Genomic DNA, 16,172 nt, shown 5'->3' with positions numbered 1-16,172 from the left:
TGTTAGTGACGACAGTCAACGGTCCGCGATAAACGAGGAGGGTGCCGATGACCACCCGGGCGTTCTGTCTGGAACCGGAACAACTGGACTGGTGCGCGCGCCTGCGCACCCTGGCGGCGGAACGGTTCCGGCCACTCGCCGAGCACGGCGCGGACGGGCGGCTCAACCGCCCGCTGCTGGCCGCGCTCGGCACCGAGCGGGGGCTGCTGGACCGGGTCTTCCCGCCGGACGGCACCGCCGCCTCGGCACTCGACCTGTGCCTGTTGCGAGAGTCGCTCGCGCACGGCTGCACCGAGGCTGAGACCGCGCTCGCCCTGCAGGGACTGGGCGGCAGTCCGCTGGCCCAGTTCGGCACCGCCGGACAGCGCGAGCGCTGGCTGCCGGGCATCGCCGGCGGTCGTACGGTCGTGGGCTTCGCACTCAGCGAGCCGGGCGCCGGTTCGGACGCGGCGGCGCTGGAGCTGGCCGCCACCCCGGACGGTGGCGGGGGCTGGCGACTGACCGGCACCAAGACCTGGATCTCCAACGCGCCGTACGCCGACGTCTACACCGTGTTCGCCCGTACGGGTGAGGCGGCGGGCGCACGCGGGGTGACCGCGTTCCTCGTACCCGGCGATCGCGCCGGATTGACCGGGGAGCCGCTGGAGATGCTGTCCCCGCACCCGATCGGCACCCTGCGCTTCGACGAGGTGCCGGTCACGGCGGCGGACGTGCTGGGGGAGCCCGGTGCGGGCTTCGGAGTCGCGATGCGCACGCTCAACCTGTTCCGGCCGAGCGTCGGCGCCTTCGCCGTGGGCATGGCCCAGTCGGCGCTGGAGGCCGCGCTGGCGCACGCCGACCGGCGCACCGCCTTCGGCGGCCGGCTGCGGGACATGCAGTCGGTGGCGCACCAGTTGGCCGAGATGGCGACCCGTACCGAAGCCGCCCGACTGCTGGTGCACGCCGCCGCGGCGGCGTACGACCGGGGCGACGACGGCATCGCGCGGCGTGCGGCGATGGCGAAGCTGCTGGCCACCGAGACCGCGCAGTACGTCGTCGACACCGCGGTCCAGATCCATGGCGCGACCGCCCTCCAGCGGGGACATCCGCTGGAACACCTCTACCGCGAGGTGCGCGCCCCCCGCATCTACGAGGGCGCCACCGAAGTCCAACGTTCGATCATCGCGAAGGAGCTTTACCGTTGAGCCTGCGTCGCACGAACCCCGACTCGCTCGCCCCGGCCACCGGCTTCTCGCACGCCGTCACGGCCACCGGCTCCCGACTGGTGTTCCTCGCCGGCCAGACCGCGCTGGACGCCGCCGGCGAGGTGGTCGGCGCGGACCTGCCCGCGCAGTTCGACCAGGCGCTGGGCAACCTCCTCACCGCGCTGGAGGCCGCCGGTGGCACGCCGGCCGACCTCACCCGGGTCACCGTGTACACGACGGACGTGCCGGCCTACCGGGAGGCGGCCCGGGAGATCGGCCGGGTGTGGCGCCGGCACGCCGACCGCGACTACCCGGCCATGGCGCTGATCGGAGTGGCGCGACTGTGGGACGAGGAGGCCCTGGTGGAGCTGGACGGGATCGCCGTGCTGGAGTGAGTTCGTACCGGCTGCGGGACGGGGCGAACAGGGCCTTGGAGGGCGCGTCCCGCGGATGGGGCGCGAAGGTCCCGCTGTCGGGTTTTCGGTGGCGCGTGCCCGTGCGGACGACCCGCACGCGATCCGCCGGCCCGCGCGTTGCCCAACGGAGCACGGGCCGCCCCTCAGGGCGGCCGGCGGGCCGTACCCCTCGAGGGCGGAGACGGTGCCGGCCGGCTCCCACCGGGGCGGGTGGCACGTGCGGGTCGGCGCCGAACCGTCAGCCCTGTCCCTCCGGGTTCATCCACACCAGCTCCCAGCGGTGACCGTCCGGGTCGTCGAAGTGGCGGCCGTACATGAAGCCGTGGTCCTTGGCTTCGGTCGGCCCCTGGCCTCCGGCGGCAAGGGCTCGGTCGGCGATGTCGTCGACCTCCTGCCGACTGTCCAGCCCCAGGCACGTGATGGCTTCGCAGGACTTCGAAGTGTCCGGGATGTCCCTGCCCGTGAAGGACTGGAAGTAGGACTCGACCAGCAGCATGGCGTAGATGCCGTTCTCGCCGTCGATTACCAGGCTCGCCGCTTCCTCGGAGGAGAACTGCTCGTTGAACGAGAAGCCCAGCTTCGAGAAGAAGTCCCGGGAGCGGGCGAGGTCCCGAACCGGCAGGTTGACGAAAATGCTCTTGGCCATGATGTGTCTCCAGGGTGTGCGCTTCGCCCATCAGCCTTGCGGAGAGAACAGACGGTGCCCCGGACCGGAACTCGTCGCGGATCGCGGTGCGGGGGAGCGCTGGCAGTTCTCGCCCCGGACGATTCCAGGACGCCACTCGGGCGCCAGCATACCCGCCAGGGACACCGCGAGGCTGACTGGCAATCAGAACAGAGTGCACACTGTCACGTTGGGGTGGGTGTCGCAATCTCGGGAAGGCACTCCCGTCGCGGGCGTCACGTGGCCCGAGGCAGCGCCTGGGATCCAGTAGCGGGAATGCTGACGACCTCGGCGTTGGCCCTGGCAGCCAGGGTCTTCGCGGTCCGAGCGAAGAGCCTCAATCCACGCGGCGTGGCGTCCCGTACGGACCGGCGGTTCCGCCCGTGGCTGTCAGCACCGCCCGGACCGTCTTGCCGCTCGGCGGGTGGCGTACGACCTGCCAGCTGTCCGCGAGCTTCGGTGACCAGCGACAGGCCCCACCCGCCGGGGTGTGGCGACTCGGTATCCGGCTGCGCCCCCGTACCCGACTCCGTCTCCGTACCCGACTTCGTCTCCGCCTCCGCCTCCGGAGGAGCGACCTGCGGCGGGAGATCGCCGCACGGATCGGTGACCTCGACCCTCAGACGGCCGATGGACGGTGTGTAGATCAGCCCGAGCCGGAAGTCCCGGCCCGGCGACCGGGCATGGCGGCTGGCGTTCGACGCAAGTTCCGCGATGACGAGTTCGGCCCGCTCGCGTAGCTCCAGCGGGACGCCCCAGGAGCGCAGTTCGGCCACGCCGAGCAGCCGGGCGAGCCGGGCCCCGCGCGGCGTGGACGACAGCGACTGCCTGAAGGTGGGTACGGGCAGGTCGTGTTCGGGGATGACGTGTTGCATTCGGTCAGCGTGGCGTCCGGCGAGCGTCGGGTGCGAGCACCATGCCGCGTACGCAGAGTCCTCGTGTGAGCACAATCGGTGGACGGTACGAACCCGCTGTCGGCAGGGTGTTGCGGAGCGCGAGGGCGTGCGGAGCCGTCGCGAAGCGACACGGAGAGAGGGCCGCGGATGGACAGTGTCGAAGCGGCAGCGGCCGAGGGCGAAGTGGCCGAAGAGGAAGTCGCCGAGGACGTCGGCGTACGCATGGACCCGGCGGGGGAGCGGGAGCCGCATCCCTCGGACAGCCTGCGGACCTTCGGTGCGGTCGTCCACGGGCTGCGGGAGCTGCCGGGCTCAGCCGGGCGGAACTGGGCACCGAGGTGCGGTACTCCAAACACACCGTCGCCTCGGTCGAGTTGGGGCGGCGGATGCCGGACGGGGCCTTCGTGGAGCGGGCGGAGGAAGCGCTCGGCAACACCGGCGCGCTCCGGAGGGCCGCTCGCCATCTCACCCGGGGCGAGGCGGGACTGGCGGTGTGGTTCCGGCGCTGGGCGCGGCTGGAGCGGGAGGCGATGAGCCTGTGCACGTACGAGTGCCGGCTGGTGCCGGGTCTGTTGCAGTCGGAGGCGTACGCCCGGGCGGTGTTCGAGGGCACGATCCCGCTGCGTACGACGAGGAGTTGGAGGAGCAGCTGGTCGCCCGACTGGACCGGCAGCGGATGATGCGGGAGCGGCCGAGCGTGCCGTTCAGCTTCATAGTGGAGGAGCACGTCTTCCGCCGGCGGTTCGGTGACGCGGAGGCGATGCGCCGGCTCATCGACCACGTCCTGGAGTTGAGCGCGCCGCGCAACGTGACGCTTCAGGTGGTGCCGCTCAGCGCGGGCCTGCACTCCTGCCTGGACGGGCCGCTTCAGCTGTTGGAGACGCCCGTGGGGCAGCGATTGGCGTACTCCGAGGGCCAGAAGAACGGCCGGCTCATCTCTGACGCGAAAGAGACGAGTGTGCTCTGTCTGCGCTATGACACACTGCGTTCGCAGGCCTTGAACCCCTTGGAATCCCGGGCCTTGCTGGAGCGACTGCGAGGAGAGCTATGAGCAGCGGCGGCGGTACGGCGGAACTCGCCTGGTTCAAGTCCAGCTACAGCGGCAGTGAGGGCGACAGCTGCGTGGAGGTGGCGATCGCCGAACAGGCGGTCCACGTACGGGACTCCAAGGACGTGACGGGTCCGGCCTTCACGGTCGGCCGGGCGGGCTGGGGGACCTTCCTGCGGTACGCAGCGGGGGAGTAGCGGTCGGTGTGCCGCCCGCCACCGGAATCACCGGTGCGGGCGGCACAGCCATGCGCGGTGTGTGGCGCTAGGGGCGTAACGCGGTTGGACTGAACCGATCACGGGAAGGCCGCAGTCCTGAGTCAGTTCTTACGCTGTGTTTCCCGGAATCAGCCGGGAGAGGGCATCGTTGTATGCGTGAGCGTTAAGTGGGACAAGGTTCTTCATCTGCTCGAAGAAAGCACGGCCACTCTCCTGCAAGTGTCCGATGAATAGAGGTTCTGCCACCACTACCCGACGTTTCTCGCCGAGGATGACCGCGACCAGTTGGTCGTGGTGCTGGTCGGCTATCCACACGAGATCACCGAACTCCTCGCGAGCAACCCTGGACTGGTCTCCAGGTTCACCACCCGCGTGGACTTCCCTTCCTACTCCGCCGAGGAACTCGCACAGATCGACCACGGTGTCCTGGAGGAACACGGGGACGTCATGGACGAGGACGCGGTCACCGTGCTGGAGGCGTGCTGCAAGCGTGCCGTGGAAGAGGGTCTCGTCGATCGGCTGGGCAAAGGCCGTCTCGCGCGCGAACTGTGCCGTAAGGCCGCCGCGTTACGGGACCTGCGCCGCTACGAGACCCACGGTGACTCCGGCACGCTCACCCGCTCGGAGATCACCACCGTGCGGGTCGCGGACCTCTCCCAGGCGTTCCGGGAACTCTCCGACTGCGTCACGGCACCCTGAGTTCTTCCCGCGACGAGGCCCCGGTCAGATGTCGCGGAAGGTCTCGATCTGGGCGCCCACCTCGTTGAGCCGTTCCGCCAGCTCCTCGTACCCGCGGTTGATCACGTAGACGTTGCGGAGTACGGAGGTGCCCTCGGCGGCCATCATCGCCAGCAGCACGACCACCGCGGGCCGCAGGGCCGGCGGGCAGATCATCTCCGCGGCCCGCCAGCGGATCGGGCCGTCCACCAGGACCCGGTGCGGATCGAGGAGTTGCAGGCGACCGCCCAGCCGGTTGAGGTCGGTGAGGTAGATCGCGCGGTTGTCGTAGACCCAGTCGTGGATCAGCGTCTGGCCCTGCGCGGTGGCCGCGATGGCGGCGAAGAAGGGCACGTTGTCGATGTTCAGGCCGGGGAAGGGCATCGGGTGGATCTTGTCGATCGGCGCTTCCAGCTTGGAGGGGCGCACGGTCAGGTCGATCAGCCTGGTACGCCCGTTGCCCGCCCGGTACTCCGGGCTGCGGTCGCAGTCGAGCCCCATCTCCTCGAGCACGGCCAGCTCGATCTCCAGGAACTCCGCCGGCACCCGGCACACCGTCAGCTCGGACTCGGTGACCACCGCCGCGGTCAGCAGGCTCATGGCCTCCACCGGGTCCTCGGAGGGGGAGTAGTCGACGTCCACGTCGATGTCCGCGAGGCCGTGCACGGTCAGCGTGGTGGTGCCCACGCCCTCGACCCGTACGCCCAACTGCTCCAGGAAGAAGCACAGGTCCTGCACCATGTAGTTGGACGAGGCGTTGCGGATCACCGTGGTGCCCGGGTGCCGGGCCGCCGCCAGCAGCGCGTTCTCGGTCACGGTGTCGCCGCGCTCGGTCAGCACGATGGGCCGGTCCGGGGTGACGGAACGATCCACCCGCGCGTGGTAGATGCCGTCGGTGGCGGTGATGTCCAGGCCGAAACGCCGCAGCGCGATCATGTGCGGCTGTACCGTACGGGTGCCCAGGTCGCAGCCGCCCGCGTACGGGATGCGGAACCGGTCGGTGCGGTGCAGCAGCGGGCCGAGCAGCATGATGATGCTGCGGGTGCGGCGCGCCGCGTCCGCGTCCATGGAGTCGAGCTCCAGCTCGGCGGGCGGCACGATCTCGATGTCCGCGCCGTCGTTGATCCAGCGGGTGCGTACGCCGATCGAGCCGAGAACCTCCAGGATGCGGTAGACCTCCTCGATGCGCGCCACCCGACGCAGCACCGTACGGCCGGAGTTGAGGAGCGCGGCGCAAAGGAGCGCCACACAGGCGTTCTTGCTGGTCTTCACGTCGATGCTGCCGGAGAGTCGACGTCCGCCGACCACTCGCAGGTGCATCGGTCCGGAGTAGCCCAGCGAGACGATTTCGCTGTCAAGTGCCTCTGAGATACGGGCAATCATCTCAAGGCTGATGTTCTGGTTGCCCCGTTCGATGCGATTGACCGCGCTCTGGCTGGTCCCCAGTGCCTCCGCGAGATGCGACTGCGTCCAGCCACGATGCTGACGCGCGTCACGGATCAACTGCCCGATACGGGCGAGGTAGTCATCGCTCATGCGTGAAACGCTATCTCAGATCTGAGATAGATGTGACAGGGGGTGCGCTGATCGGGTGAGGCGCGGTGCGAGGACCGCGCACCGTGTGGTCACGTCGTGGCGTCGTTCGTCGGACCCGCTTCGGGAGCCGGGCGGGTCCAGAGCGTGAGGTCGCTGCTGGTGGCGACGGCGAGCGTACGACCGGACGGGGAGAAGCCGGCGGCCCGGAGCTCGGAGAAGCGGGAGTCGTAGACGTGCCACCAGCCCTCGCCGTGTGGTGTGCTGTGCGGCGTTCCTCCGTCTCCGGAGAGCAGCACGCGGTGGTGAGGCCACTCGGGGCTGACGACCTCCAGGGTCCAGCCGTCGCGGGTGGTGGTGTGGAGGCCGCCTCCGAAGAGCCCGGCGATACTCACCGGGGTCCCGGCGACAGGCCCGAGCCCGGGGCAGGTGAGATCAGGCACGGCGTTCGGTGTGCTGTCCTCAGGGGCTGGGTCGTGGTCGCGGTCGAGCTTCTCCCCGGTGACCGTGTCGAAGAGGCCGTGCCCGGACCAGGAGACCACCATGACGAGGTCGCGGTCGGTGCCGGGGGCGGCGGCGAAGCCGATGCCGAGAAGGCCACCCACGGGGGCGTCCAGCACGGGACGCCAGGGGGCGGGTGGCGGAGTCTCGGGGGCCGACAGGAACTTCTCACGCAGCTGCTTCTGGTACCTGGAAATCATTGGCTCTCCTCCGCGTGACGTCCCGGCCGGCTGGACGGGGAAGGCGAAACTTCTGCGGGGCAGGGTAGGGGCGGCCGGTCCGCCGTCCGGCGGTCGGGCGTCCCCCGTCGCACCGTCAGCCCGGCGTCGACCAGCCGTCCCGGGGCGGCGGGGTCAGCGCGGCTGAGAGCCGTCGCCCGACTGCGCCTCCGTGTCGCGGCTCGTGTGCCCACATATCAGCGGGCGGGCGGGGTACCACGATCAGCGGTCACCGACTTCGCCGGCGGTGTTCGTGCTGTACCGCGAGGGATCAGGCCTGCACCCGGCATGAACTGCCGTCGGCGGTGTACTAGAATTATCTCGACATCGAGATACCTGGGAAGCACACACGCCGCCGCCCGGGCGGGCTTGTCGCACCGAGCCATGTTCACCTGTGAGCGGACCGGCAATTCATGCACTGAAGGAGACTGTCGTGTCGGCGAATAGCTTCGACGCCCGCAGCACGCTGCCGGTGGGCGACGAGTCGTACGAGATCTTCAGGTTGGCCAAGGTGGAGGGCTCCGCCCGTCTCCCGTACAGCCTGAAGGTGCTGTTGGAGAACCTGCTCCGTACCGAGGACGGCGCGAACATCACCGCCGAGCACATCCGGGCGGTGGGCGGTTGGGACCCCAACGCGCAGCCCAGCCAGGAGATCCAGTTCACCCCCGCCCGGGTGATCATGCAGGACTTCACCGGGGTGCCGTGCGTGGTGGACCTCGCCACGATGCGGGAGGCGGTCAAGGAGCTGGGCGGTGACGCGGATCGGATCAACCCGCTCGCGCCAGCCGAGCTGGTCATCGACCACTCCGTCGTCGCGGACAAGTTCGGCACGGCGAACGCTTTCAGCCAGAACGTCGACCTGGAGTACGGGCGGAACAAGGAGCGCTACCAGTTCCTGCGCTGGGGCCAGACCGCCTTCGACGAGTTCAAGGTCGTGCCGCCCGGCACCGGCATCGTTCACCAGGTGAACATCGAGCACCTGGCTCGTACGGTGATGGTGCGCGGCGGTCAGGCGTACCCGGACACCCTGGTCGGCACGGACTCGCACACCACCATGGTCAACGGGCTCGGCGTGTTGGGTTGGGGCGTCGGCGGCATCGAGGCGGAGGCCGCGATGCTCGGCCAGCCGGTCTCCATGCTGATCCCGCGGGTGGTCGGCTTCAAGCTGCGCGGCCAGCTACCCACCGGCACCACCGCTACCGACCTGGTGCTGACCATCACCGAGATGCTCCGTGAGCACGGCGTGGTGGGCAAGTTCGTGGAGTTCTACGGTGACGGCGTCGCCTCGGTGCCGCTCGCGAACCGCGCGACGATCGGCAACATGTCGCCCGAGTTCGGCTCCACCGCGGCGATCTTCCCGATCGACGAGGAGACGATCAACTACCTGCGTCTCACCGGCCGCGACCAGCACCAGCTCGACCTGGTGGAGGCGTACGCCAAGGAGCAGGGCCTGTGGCACGACCCGGCCAACGAGCCGGAGTACTCCGAGCTGCTGGAGCTGGACCTGGCCACGGTGGTCCCGTCGATCGCCGGCCCCAAGCGTCCGCAGGACCGGATCGCGCTGTCCGACGCCAAGCACCAGTTCCATCACGACGTGCAGGACTACGTCACCGAGCCGGACCAGGACCAGGCGGGCAAGGAGTCCTTCCCGGCCTCCGACGCGCCGGCCGTCTCCAACGGCGTGCCGACCAAGCCGGTGCAGGTCACCGGTGCGGACGGGGCGGTCTACGAGATCGACCACGGCGCCGTCGTCGTCGCCGCCATCACCTCCTGCACCAACACCTCCAACCCCTCGGTGATGGTGGGTGCCGCGCTGCTGGCCAAGAAGGCCGTGGAGAAGGGCCTCGCCAGGAAGCCCTGGGTCAAGACCACCCTCGCGCCCGGGTCCCAGGTCGTCATGGACTACTACGACCGGGCGGGACTCACTCCGTACCTCGACAAGCTGGGCTTCAACCTGGTCGGTTACGGCTGCACCACCTGCATCGGCAACTCCGGGCCGCTGCCGGAGGAGATCTCCCAGGCGGTGAACGACCACGACCTGGCCGTCACCTCGGTGCTCTCCGGAAACCGGAACTTCGAGGGCCGGATCAACCCGGACGTCAAGATGAACTACCTCGCGTCCCCGCCGCTCGTCGTGGCGTACGCGCTGGCCGGTTCCATGAAGGTGGACATCACCACCGAGGCGCTCGGCACCGACCAGAGTGGCAACCCGGTCTACCTGCGGGACATCTGGCCCTCCGAGCAGGAGGTCGAGGAGGTCGTGGCCGGGGCCATCGGCCAGGAGATGTTCACTGAGAGCTACTCCGACGTCTTCAGCGGGGACGCCCAGTGGCAGGCCCTGGCCGTGCCGACCGGGAACACCTTCGAGTGGGACCCGGAGTCGACGTACGTCCGCAAGCCTCCGTACTTCGACGGCATGGGCATGGAGCCGACACCGATCGAGGACATCTCGGGCGCCCGGGTGCTGGCACTGCTGGGTGACTCCGTCACCACCGACCACATCTCACCGGCCGGTGCCATCAAGGCGGACTCGCCGGCGGGCACGTACCTCTCGGAACACGGCGTGCAGCGCCGGGACTTCAACTCCTACGGCTCCCGGCGGGGGAATCACGAGGTGATGATTCGCGGCACCTTCGCGAACATCCGGCTGCGCAACCACCTCGCCCCCGGCACAGAGGGCGGCTTCACCCGGGACCTCACCCAGGCGGGCGGGCCGGTCACCAGCATCTACGACGCCTCGCAGAACTACCAGGCCCAGGGCACTCCGCTGGTGGTGCTGGCCGGCAAGGAGTACGGCTCGGGATCGTCCCGGGACTGGGCGGCCAAGGGCACCGCGCTGTTGGGCGTGCGCGCGGTCATCGCGGTGAGCTACGAGCGCATTCACCGCTCGAACCTCATCGGCATGGGCGTGCTCCCGCTGCAGTTCCCGGAGGGCGCCTCCGCGGAGTCGCTCGGCCTCACGGGGGAGGAGACCTTCGAGCTGACCGGTGTCAGCGCGCTGAACGACGGAATCCCGGAGACCGTACGGGTGACGACGGACACCGGAGTCGAGTTCGACGCGCCCCTGCGCATCGACACGCCCGGCGAGGCGGACTACTACCGGAACGGCGGCATCTTGCAGTACGTCCTGCGTTCCCTGATTCGGGAGTGATAGTCCGAGACTTCACTGTCTGAACACGGCGCCGCATCTCGTCTTCGCGAGATGCGGCGCCGTCATTGTGTCCGAGAGGTCTCAACTCGGGAAAGACTCGTGGCCTAAGTTGTCTTCGATCTTGCCCTGCCGGCGGCAAGTGGACTATACCTGTGCGCACCTCTGGGTGATACCGCGCACAGGCGACGGTCCGTACGACACAATCCATAGCCCACAAGGCTTTCCGCACACAGCATGAACCCGCACGATCTGAGCTTCATACGACCCGCGGTGTCGGGCCCTGCGCCGGTGGCGACTTGACGGGGAGCCGCTACACCGCCTGAGTCCTGGAGAAGGCGAGGACTTGAGCATGGGAAACACCTCCGATGTCAACCGCCGTGATGTGATGAAGCGCGCAGCGGCGCTCGGCCTCGTGGCCGTGCCCGGGATGACCGCGCTCTCCTCTTGCGCGAGCGGAGGCGACGACGGCAACGAGAACAAGGTCGAGAAGGGCAAGAAGACCAAGGACAATCCGCTCGCGGTCAACAAGAAGGCGGGCCTCGAGGTCGTCATCTTCAACGGCGGCTACGGCGACCAGTACGCCAAGGACGCCGAGAAGATCTACGCGGAGTCGTACGGCAAGGTCAAGCACGCCAAGACGCAGAAGATCCGCACCAAGATGCAGCCGCGGATGGTCAAGGGCAGCCCGCCGGACGTCATCAACAACTCCGGCGCCGAGAACATGGACATCGCCAGCCTGATCGACGACAAACAGGTCACCGACCTCGGGCCGCTGTTGGACGCCCCGTCGCTCTTCGACCCCTCCAAGACGGTCCGGGAGACGCTGCGCCCCGGGACGGTGGAGAAGGGCCAGTTCGGCAGCGAGAAGGTCTACCAGCTGAACTACTCGTACACGGTCTACGGCCTCTGGTACTCGAAGTCGGCGCTGGAGAAGCTCGACGTCGAGTACCCGAAGACCTGGGACGAGATGCTGGACGTCTGCGCCAAGGCGAAGAAGCAAGGCATCGAGGCCTGGACCTACGCGGGCAAGCACCCGTACTACCTGGCCTTCACCATGTTCGCCTTCATCGGCAAGATCGGTGGGGCGGACCGACTGAAGGCGATCGACAACCTGGAGCCGGACGCCTGGGAGCACGACGCTGTCAAGCAGGCCTTCGAGGCCTACGCGGAGCTGCAGAAGAAGGGCTACATCCTCAAGGGCAGTTCGGGTCTCGACCACATCCAGTCGCAGACCCAGTGGACGAAGGGCAACGCGCTGTTCATCCCGAACGGCTCCTGGGTGGAGAACGAGGCCAAGCAGACCACCCCGGACGACTTCGAGATGACGGTCGCCCCTAACCCCAGCCTGGACTCCTCGGACAAGATGCCCTTCGAGACCGTCTGGGCGGAGGCGAGCGAGCCGTTCATGGTGCCGGCCAAGGCGAAGAACGTCGAGGGCGGGCTGGAGTTCCTGCGCATCATGATGGGCAAGGAGTCCACCAAGAACTTCACCGAGCTGGTCTCGGCGCTGACCTGCGTGGACGGTGCGGCTGACGGTCTGGATCTCGGGCCCGGGCTCGGTTCCGCCAAGAAGGTGGTGGAGGCGGCCGGCGACAACATCCTCAGCCCCCGGCACAAGGACTGGTACCTCCAGTTGCACAACGAGAAGGTGGGCGGCGCGCTGGCTTCCTTGATGTCCGGTGACATCGGCCCGTCCGAGGCCATGAAGCGGTGTCAGAAGGCCACCGACGAGGTGCGCAAGGACGACGCGATCAAGAAGTACAAGCGTTGACCGGTAGCGGTCGCGAACCCATCGGTTTCATCAGCTCGTGACGAGTACGGAGCGGGGCGGCATGGCGAACGACGTGCGGACGGTGGACAGGAAGCCCACCGGACCGACACCCGTAAAGGACGAGAAGCGCACCGGTCTCGGCGACTATCTGCTGTTCGCGCTGACGTTGGTGCTGCCGCCCCGGTACACGCCGGAGCGGGTGCGGTACGACCGGCGGTACCGCACGCTGGACAAGTACCGTTTCATCAGCTGGTTCCTGCTGGTGCCGCTGATCATCTACGCGATCCTGGTGATCTCGCCCTTCTTCCAGGCGTTCTACTACTCGCTGACGGACTGGTCCGGGTTCAGCAGCGACTTCAACATGGTCGGCCTGGACAACTACTCCCGGATGCTGGAGGACGACGACTTCTGGGCGTCGATCCGGAACAGCCTCCTGCTGCTCGTCGTCGCCCCGGTGATCACCCTGGGGCTGGGGCTCTTCTTCGCCTTCATGCTGCAGGCCGGCGGGCGTCGTAAGAAGAGCGACGCGATCTCGGGCGTCACCGGCGCGAAGTTCTACAAGGTCGTGTACTTCTTCCCGCAGGTGCTGTCGGTGGCCATCATCGGCGTCGTGTGGGGCGCGATGTTCGACCCCATCACCGGCCCGATCAACGAGCTGCTGCGCACCTTCGGGCTGGGCTCGCTGACGCAGAGTTGGCTGGCCAATCCGGACATCGCCATGTTCTGCGTGCTGTTCGTGATGTGCTGGATGTTCGTCGGCTTCTACGTGGTGCTCTTCTCGGCCGCGATGGGTTCCGTACCGAAGGACATCTACGAGGCGGCGCTGTTGGACGGAGCCTCCAGGCCGACGACGTTCTTCCGGGTCACGCTCCCGCTGATCTGGGACACCGTGCAGACCGGATGGATCTACATGGGAATCCAGGCCCTGGACGGATTCGCCGTGGTGCACATCATGACGATCAACGCGGGCGGACCGGGTAACAGCACCCTCGTCACTCCGGTCTACCTGTACAAGAAGGCGTTCGATGTCGGCCAGGCGGGCTACGCCACCGCGGTCGGCGTCGTACTGCTGATCATCACCATGATCTTCTCGGGGATCATGATGCTGCTCAGCAGGCGCGAGCGGATCGAGTTCTGAGATGAGCGGGGAGATTCAGGTGACGAGCACCACCGAGCGCGCCGAAGAGGACGACGAGGCGGTCACCCCGGTCGGGAGAACCCCGGAGCCACAGGCGCCGGCGCGGACGCCGAAGCGCACCCAGGGCGGGGTCCTCAACGTCTTCTCCATCGGCATACTGATCCTCTGGGTCGTCATGGCGGCGGGCCCGCTGATCTGGGTCATGGTGAACTCGCTGCGGGACTCCGCGGACATTACCGGCACTCCGTTCGGCTGGCCGACCTCGCTGAGCTTCGAGAACTTCACGAACGCCTGGTCCGACGCCAACATCGGGAAGTACACGCTCAACTCGGTCATCATCCTGTGCGGTTCGCTGCCCGGGACGATGCTGCTGGGGTCCATGGCGGCGTACGTCATCGCGCGGTTCAGCTTCCGCGGTAACCGCTTCGTCTACCTGCTCTTCGCGGGTGGGATGATGTTCCCGATCATCCTGGCCGTGGTGCCGCTGTTCTTCGTGATGGACAACTTCTCGCTGCTGGACACCCGGCACGGGCTGATGCTGGCGTACATCGCCTACTCGCTGCCCTTCACCACCTTCTTCATGACCTCCTTCTTCCGTACGCTCCCCGGCAGCGTCGCGGAGGCGGCCACCATCGACGGCGCGTCCCACATGCGGACGTTCTTCCAGATCATGCTGCCGATGGCGAAGCCGGGACTCATCAGCATCGGCATCTTCAACTTCCTCGGCCAGTGGAACCAGTACTTCCTGCCACTGGCACTGAACTCCACGGAGAAGGACAAGGCGCTGCTCACCCAGGGGCTCGCCGAACTCTCCGTGAACCAGGGATACGAGGGCGACTGGGGCGCGCTGTTCGCCGGGCTCTCCATCGCCATGATCCCGATCCTGATCGTCTACATGATCTTCCAGCGTCAGGTGCAGGAGGGACTGACCGCAGGCGCGGTCAAGTAAGCCGCGGCGCGCGGGTGTCGGCTCGTCCAGCCGTCCCCGCGTGGCGGGCGCCGGGCACACACGTCCCGGACCCGGTGGCGCGACCACCGGGTCCGGGACGGTCCTTGTCCGGGGGCTCGTCGCCGAGGGCGCTCAAGTTCGTACGATGCCTCACATGTGAGCGCAAGTTCGCTCAAGGTCTTGACGGGAGTTGACCCGGAACGCTCTGCTTGAGTTTCAGATGTTGGAAACAGACCGCATCCGCCGCCGTGATGCGGCAGACGGGCCGGTGGTCGTGCCGCACCAGGGCGGGAGTGAAGCAAAGGTGGAGACTCCGGGATCGCAGTCCTCGCTGCACCGGGCCAATCTGGCACGGGTCGTACGAGCCGTCCGGTTGGCCGGATCTCTCACCCAGGCGGAGATCGCCCGGAGTACCGGGCTCTCCGCGGCGACGGTGTCCAACATCGTGCGGGAACTCAAGGACGGCGGCACCGTGGAGGTGGCGTCGACCTCCGCGGGCGGACGTCGGGCCCGCAGCGTCTCGCTGTCCTCGGACGCGGGAATCGTCGTGGGTGTGGACTTCGGGCACGCGCACATGCGGGTGGCCGTCGGCAACCTCGCCCATCAGGTGCTGGCCGAGGAGTCCGAGCCGATCGATGTGGACGCGTCCGCCGCGGAGGGCTTCGACCGCGCGGAGTTGTTGGTGGAGCGGCTTGTCGCGGATTCGGGGGTCAGTCGGGAGAAGGTCGTCGGGGTGGGTCTTGGCGTCCCCGGGCCGATCGACGTGGAATCGGGCGAACTCGGTTCCACCGCCATCCTGCCGGGCTGGGCAGGGACCCGCCCGAGCCAGGAGCTGTCCGGGCGACTCGGCGTACCGGTGTACGTCGACAACGACGCCAACCTCGGCGCGCTCGGGGAGCGCGTCTGGGGCAGCGGGCGAGGATCGAGCGACCTCGCGTACATCAAGATCGGCAGCGGAGTGGGTGCCGGGCTGGTGATCAACGGACGGATCTACCGCGGGCCCGGCGGCACGGCCGGGGAGATCGGCCACATCACGCTGGACGAGTCGGGCCCGGTCTGCCGCTGCGGCAACCGCGGCTGCCTGGAGACCTTCACCGCCGCGCGGTACGTCCTGCCGCTGCTCGGCTCCAGCCATGGCGCGGACATCGACATGGCCACGGTGGTGCGGCTCGCCCTCGAAGGGGACCCGGGCTGCCGCCGGTTGGTCGCGGATATCGGTCGACATATCGGCAGCGGCGTGGCCAGCCTGTGCAACCTGCTGAACCCCTGCCGGGCGGTGTTGGGCGGCGACCTCGCGGAAGCCGGCGACCTGCTGCTCGATCCGGTGCGGGACTCGGTCGCGCGCTACGCCATCCCGAGCGCGGCGCGGCGGCTCTCGGTGGTGCCGGGGACGTTGGGCAGTCGCGCGGAGGTGCTGGGCGCTCTGGCGCTCGTGCTGAACGAGATGGGTGACGCCTCGCTGCTGGACCCGACGGGTGCGGAGGCGGCGAGCCCGTAGGCCGTGGGTCGGCGCCCCCTGTACGCCAGGAAGTCAGTGCGCCTTGGACTCGTTGTCGGTTCGCGGTCCGGCCCGCTGTCGGCCCTCCGCAGGCGGACGGACGCGACAACGGGTCCTGCCCGGTCGGTGGTTGATCCCGATATGCCTTCACAGTGGTAACGAATGGCATCGTTGCCTTCTCGTTAAGTGTTTACTTCTTGACGGTAGCTGTCAGTGGGAGTTGACTTCCTGCCACCTCGGCCGCATTGACGCGGCCTCGTCAGGGAGGTT

13 protein-coding genes and 1 pseudogene are annotated in these 16,172 nt (G+C 68.2%); 10 read left to right on the top strand and 4 right to left on the bottom strand.

Annotated features, from left to right (window positions below):
- The first annotated feature begins 47 nt into the window (after positions 1-47).
- Both AN216_RS06200 and AN216_RS06195 read left to right on the top strand, forming a co-directional pair.
- Positions 48-1,184: an acyl-CoA dehydrogenase family protein gene (locus AN216_RS06200; protein ID WP_070195583.1), complete on the top strand. Its 1,137-nt coding sequence runs from the start codon at positions 48-50 to the stop codon at positions 1,182-1,184.
- Entirely contained in the window at positions 1,181-1,579 is a 399-nt protein-coding gene (locus AN216_RS06195; RefSeq protein ID WP_070195582.1) for a RidA family protein, read from the top strand. The genes AN216_RS06200 and AN216_RS06195 overlap by 4 nt, the downstream gene beginning before the upstream one ends.
- A gap of 259 nt (positions 1,580-1,838) precedes the next feature.
- Here AN216_RS06195 and AN216_RS06190 read toward each other — a convergent pair whose 3' ends face one another.
- Both AN216_RS06190 and AN216_RS06185 read right to left on the bottom strand, forming a co-directional pair.
- Complete coding sequence (locus tag AN216_RS06190; protein ID WP_070195581.1) at positions 1,839-2,246, bottom strand: VOC family protein; 408 nt, start codon at positions 2,244-2,246, stop codon at positions 1,839-1,841.
- A gap of 254 nt (positions 2,247-2,500) precedes the next feature.
- The gene (locus AN216_RS06185; protein ID WP_079166319.1) at positions 2,501-3,139 is read right to left on the bottom strand and encodes an ATP-binding protein; all 639 of its coding nucleotides are present in this window, start codon (positions 3,137-3,139) and stop codon (positions 2,501-2,503) included.
- 243 nt (positions 3,140-3,382) lie between these two features.
- On the opposite strand from AN216_RS06185, the pseudogene AN216_RS06180 reads away from it, so the two are divergent.
- The 3 genes and pseudogenes from AN216_RS06180 to AN216_RS06170 all read left to right on the top strand — a co-directional run bounded on the left by AN216_RS06180 (position 3,383) and on the right by AN216_RS06170 (position 5,125).
- A pseudogene (locus AN216_RS06180) lies at positions 3,383-4,211 on the top strand (helix-turn-helix domain-containing protein).
- Entirely contained in the window at positions 4,208-4,405 is a 198-nt protein-coding gene (locus tag AN216_RS06175; protein WP_070195580.1) for a DUF397 domain-containing protein, read from the top strand. The pseudogene AN216_RS06180 and the gene AN216_RS06175 overlap by 4 nt, the downstream one beginning before the upstream one ends.
- A gap of 306 nt (positions 4,406-4,711) precedes the next feature.
- Positions 4,712-5,125, top strand: a complete 414-nt coding sequence (locus AN216_RS06170) for a P-loop NTPase family protein (RefSeq protein WP_070195579.1) — start codon at positions 4,712-4,714, stop codon at positions 5,123-5,125.
- A 24-nt stretch (positions 5,126-5,149) separates the two neighbouring features.
- Here AN216_RS06170 and AN216_RS06165 read toward each other — a convergent pair whose 3' ends face one another.
- The gene (locus AN216_RS06165) at positions 5,150-6,679 is read right to left on the bottom strand and encodes a helix-turn-helix domain-containing protein (RefSeq protein ID WP_070195578.1); all 1,530 of its coding nucleotides are present in this window, start codon (positions 6,677-6,679) and stop codon (positions 5,150-5,152) included.
- An 89-nt stretch (positions 6,680-6,768) separates the two neighbouring features.
- Positions 6,769-7,377 carry a hypothetical protein gene (locus tag AN216_RS06160; RefSeq protein WP_070195577.1) on the bottom strand — a complete coding sequence of 203 codons (609 nt, stop codon included), beginning with the start codon at positions 7,375-7,377 and terminating at the stop codon, positions 6,769-6,771.
- 451 nt (positions 7,378-7,828) lie between these two features.
- Here AN216_RS06160 and acnA point away from each other — a divergent pair, with 451 nt between their 5' ends.
- The 5 genes from acnA (at position 7,829) to AN216_RS06135 (ending at position 15,902) form a co-directional block, all read left to right on the top strand.
- Positions 7,829-10,546, top strand: a complete 2,718-nt coding sequence (acnA, locus tag AN216_RS06155) for an aconitate hydratase AcnA (protein ID WP_070195576.1) — start codon at positions 7,829-7,831, stop codon at positions 10,544-10,546.
- Between the two features lie 349 nt (positions 10,547-10,895).
- Complete coding sequence (ngcE, locus tag AN216_RS06150; protein WP_070195575.1) at positions 10,896-12,317, top strand: N-acetylglucosamine/diacetylchitobiose ABC transporter substrate-binding protein; 1,422 nt, start codon at positions 10,896-10,898, stop codon at positions 12,315-12,317.
- A gap of 37 nt (positions 12,318-12,354) precedes the next feature.
- Positions 12,355-13,455 (top strand): carbohydrate ABC transporter permease, encoded by a 1,101-nt coding sequence (locus AN216_RS06145; protein ID WP_244502345.1) that lies wholly within the window; start codon positions 12,355-12,357, stop codon positions 13,453-13,455.
- 19 nt (positions 13,456-13,474) lie between these two features.
- A complete protein-coding gene (locus AN216_RS06140) occupies positions 13,475-14,404 on the top strand; it encodes a carbohydrate ABC transporter permease (RefSeq protein WP_244502344.1) in 930 nt (309 codons plus the stop codon).
- A gap of 304 nt (positions 14,405-14,708) precedes the next feature.
- Positions 14,709-15,902, top strand: coding sequence for an ROK family transcriptional regulator (locus AN216_RS06135; protein WP_070195573.1), 1,194 nt, complete (start codon positions 14,709-14,711; stop codon positions 15,900-15,902).
- The last annotated feature ends 270 nt before the right edge of the window (positions 15,903-16,172 follow it).

It is taken from the genome of Streptomyces oceani (assembly GCF_001751245.1).
Taxonomy (GTDB): domain Bacteria; phylum Actinomycetota; class Actinomycetes; order Streptomycetales; family Streptomycetaceae; genus Streptomyces; species Streptomyces oceani.
The sequence above is the reverse complement of the archived record's forward strand: the minus strand, read 5'-3'. Positions and strand labels throughout refer to the sequence as shown.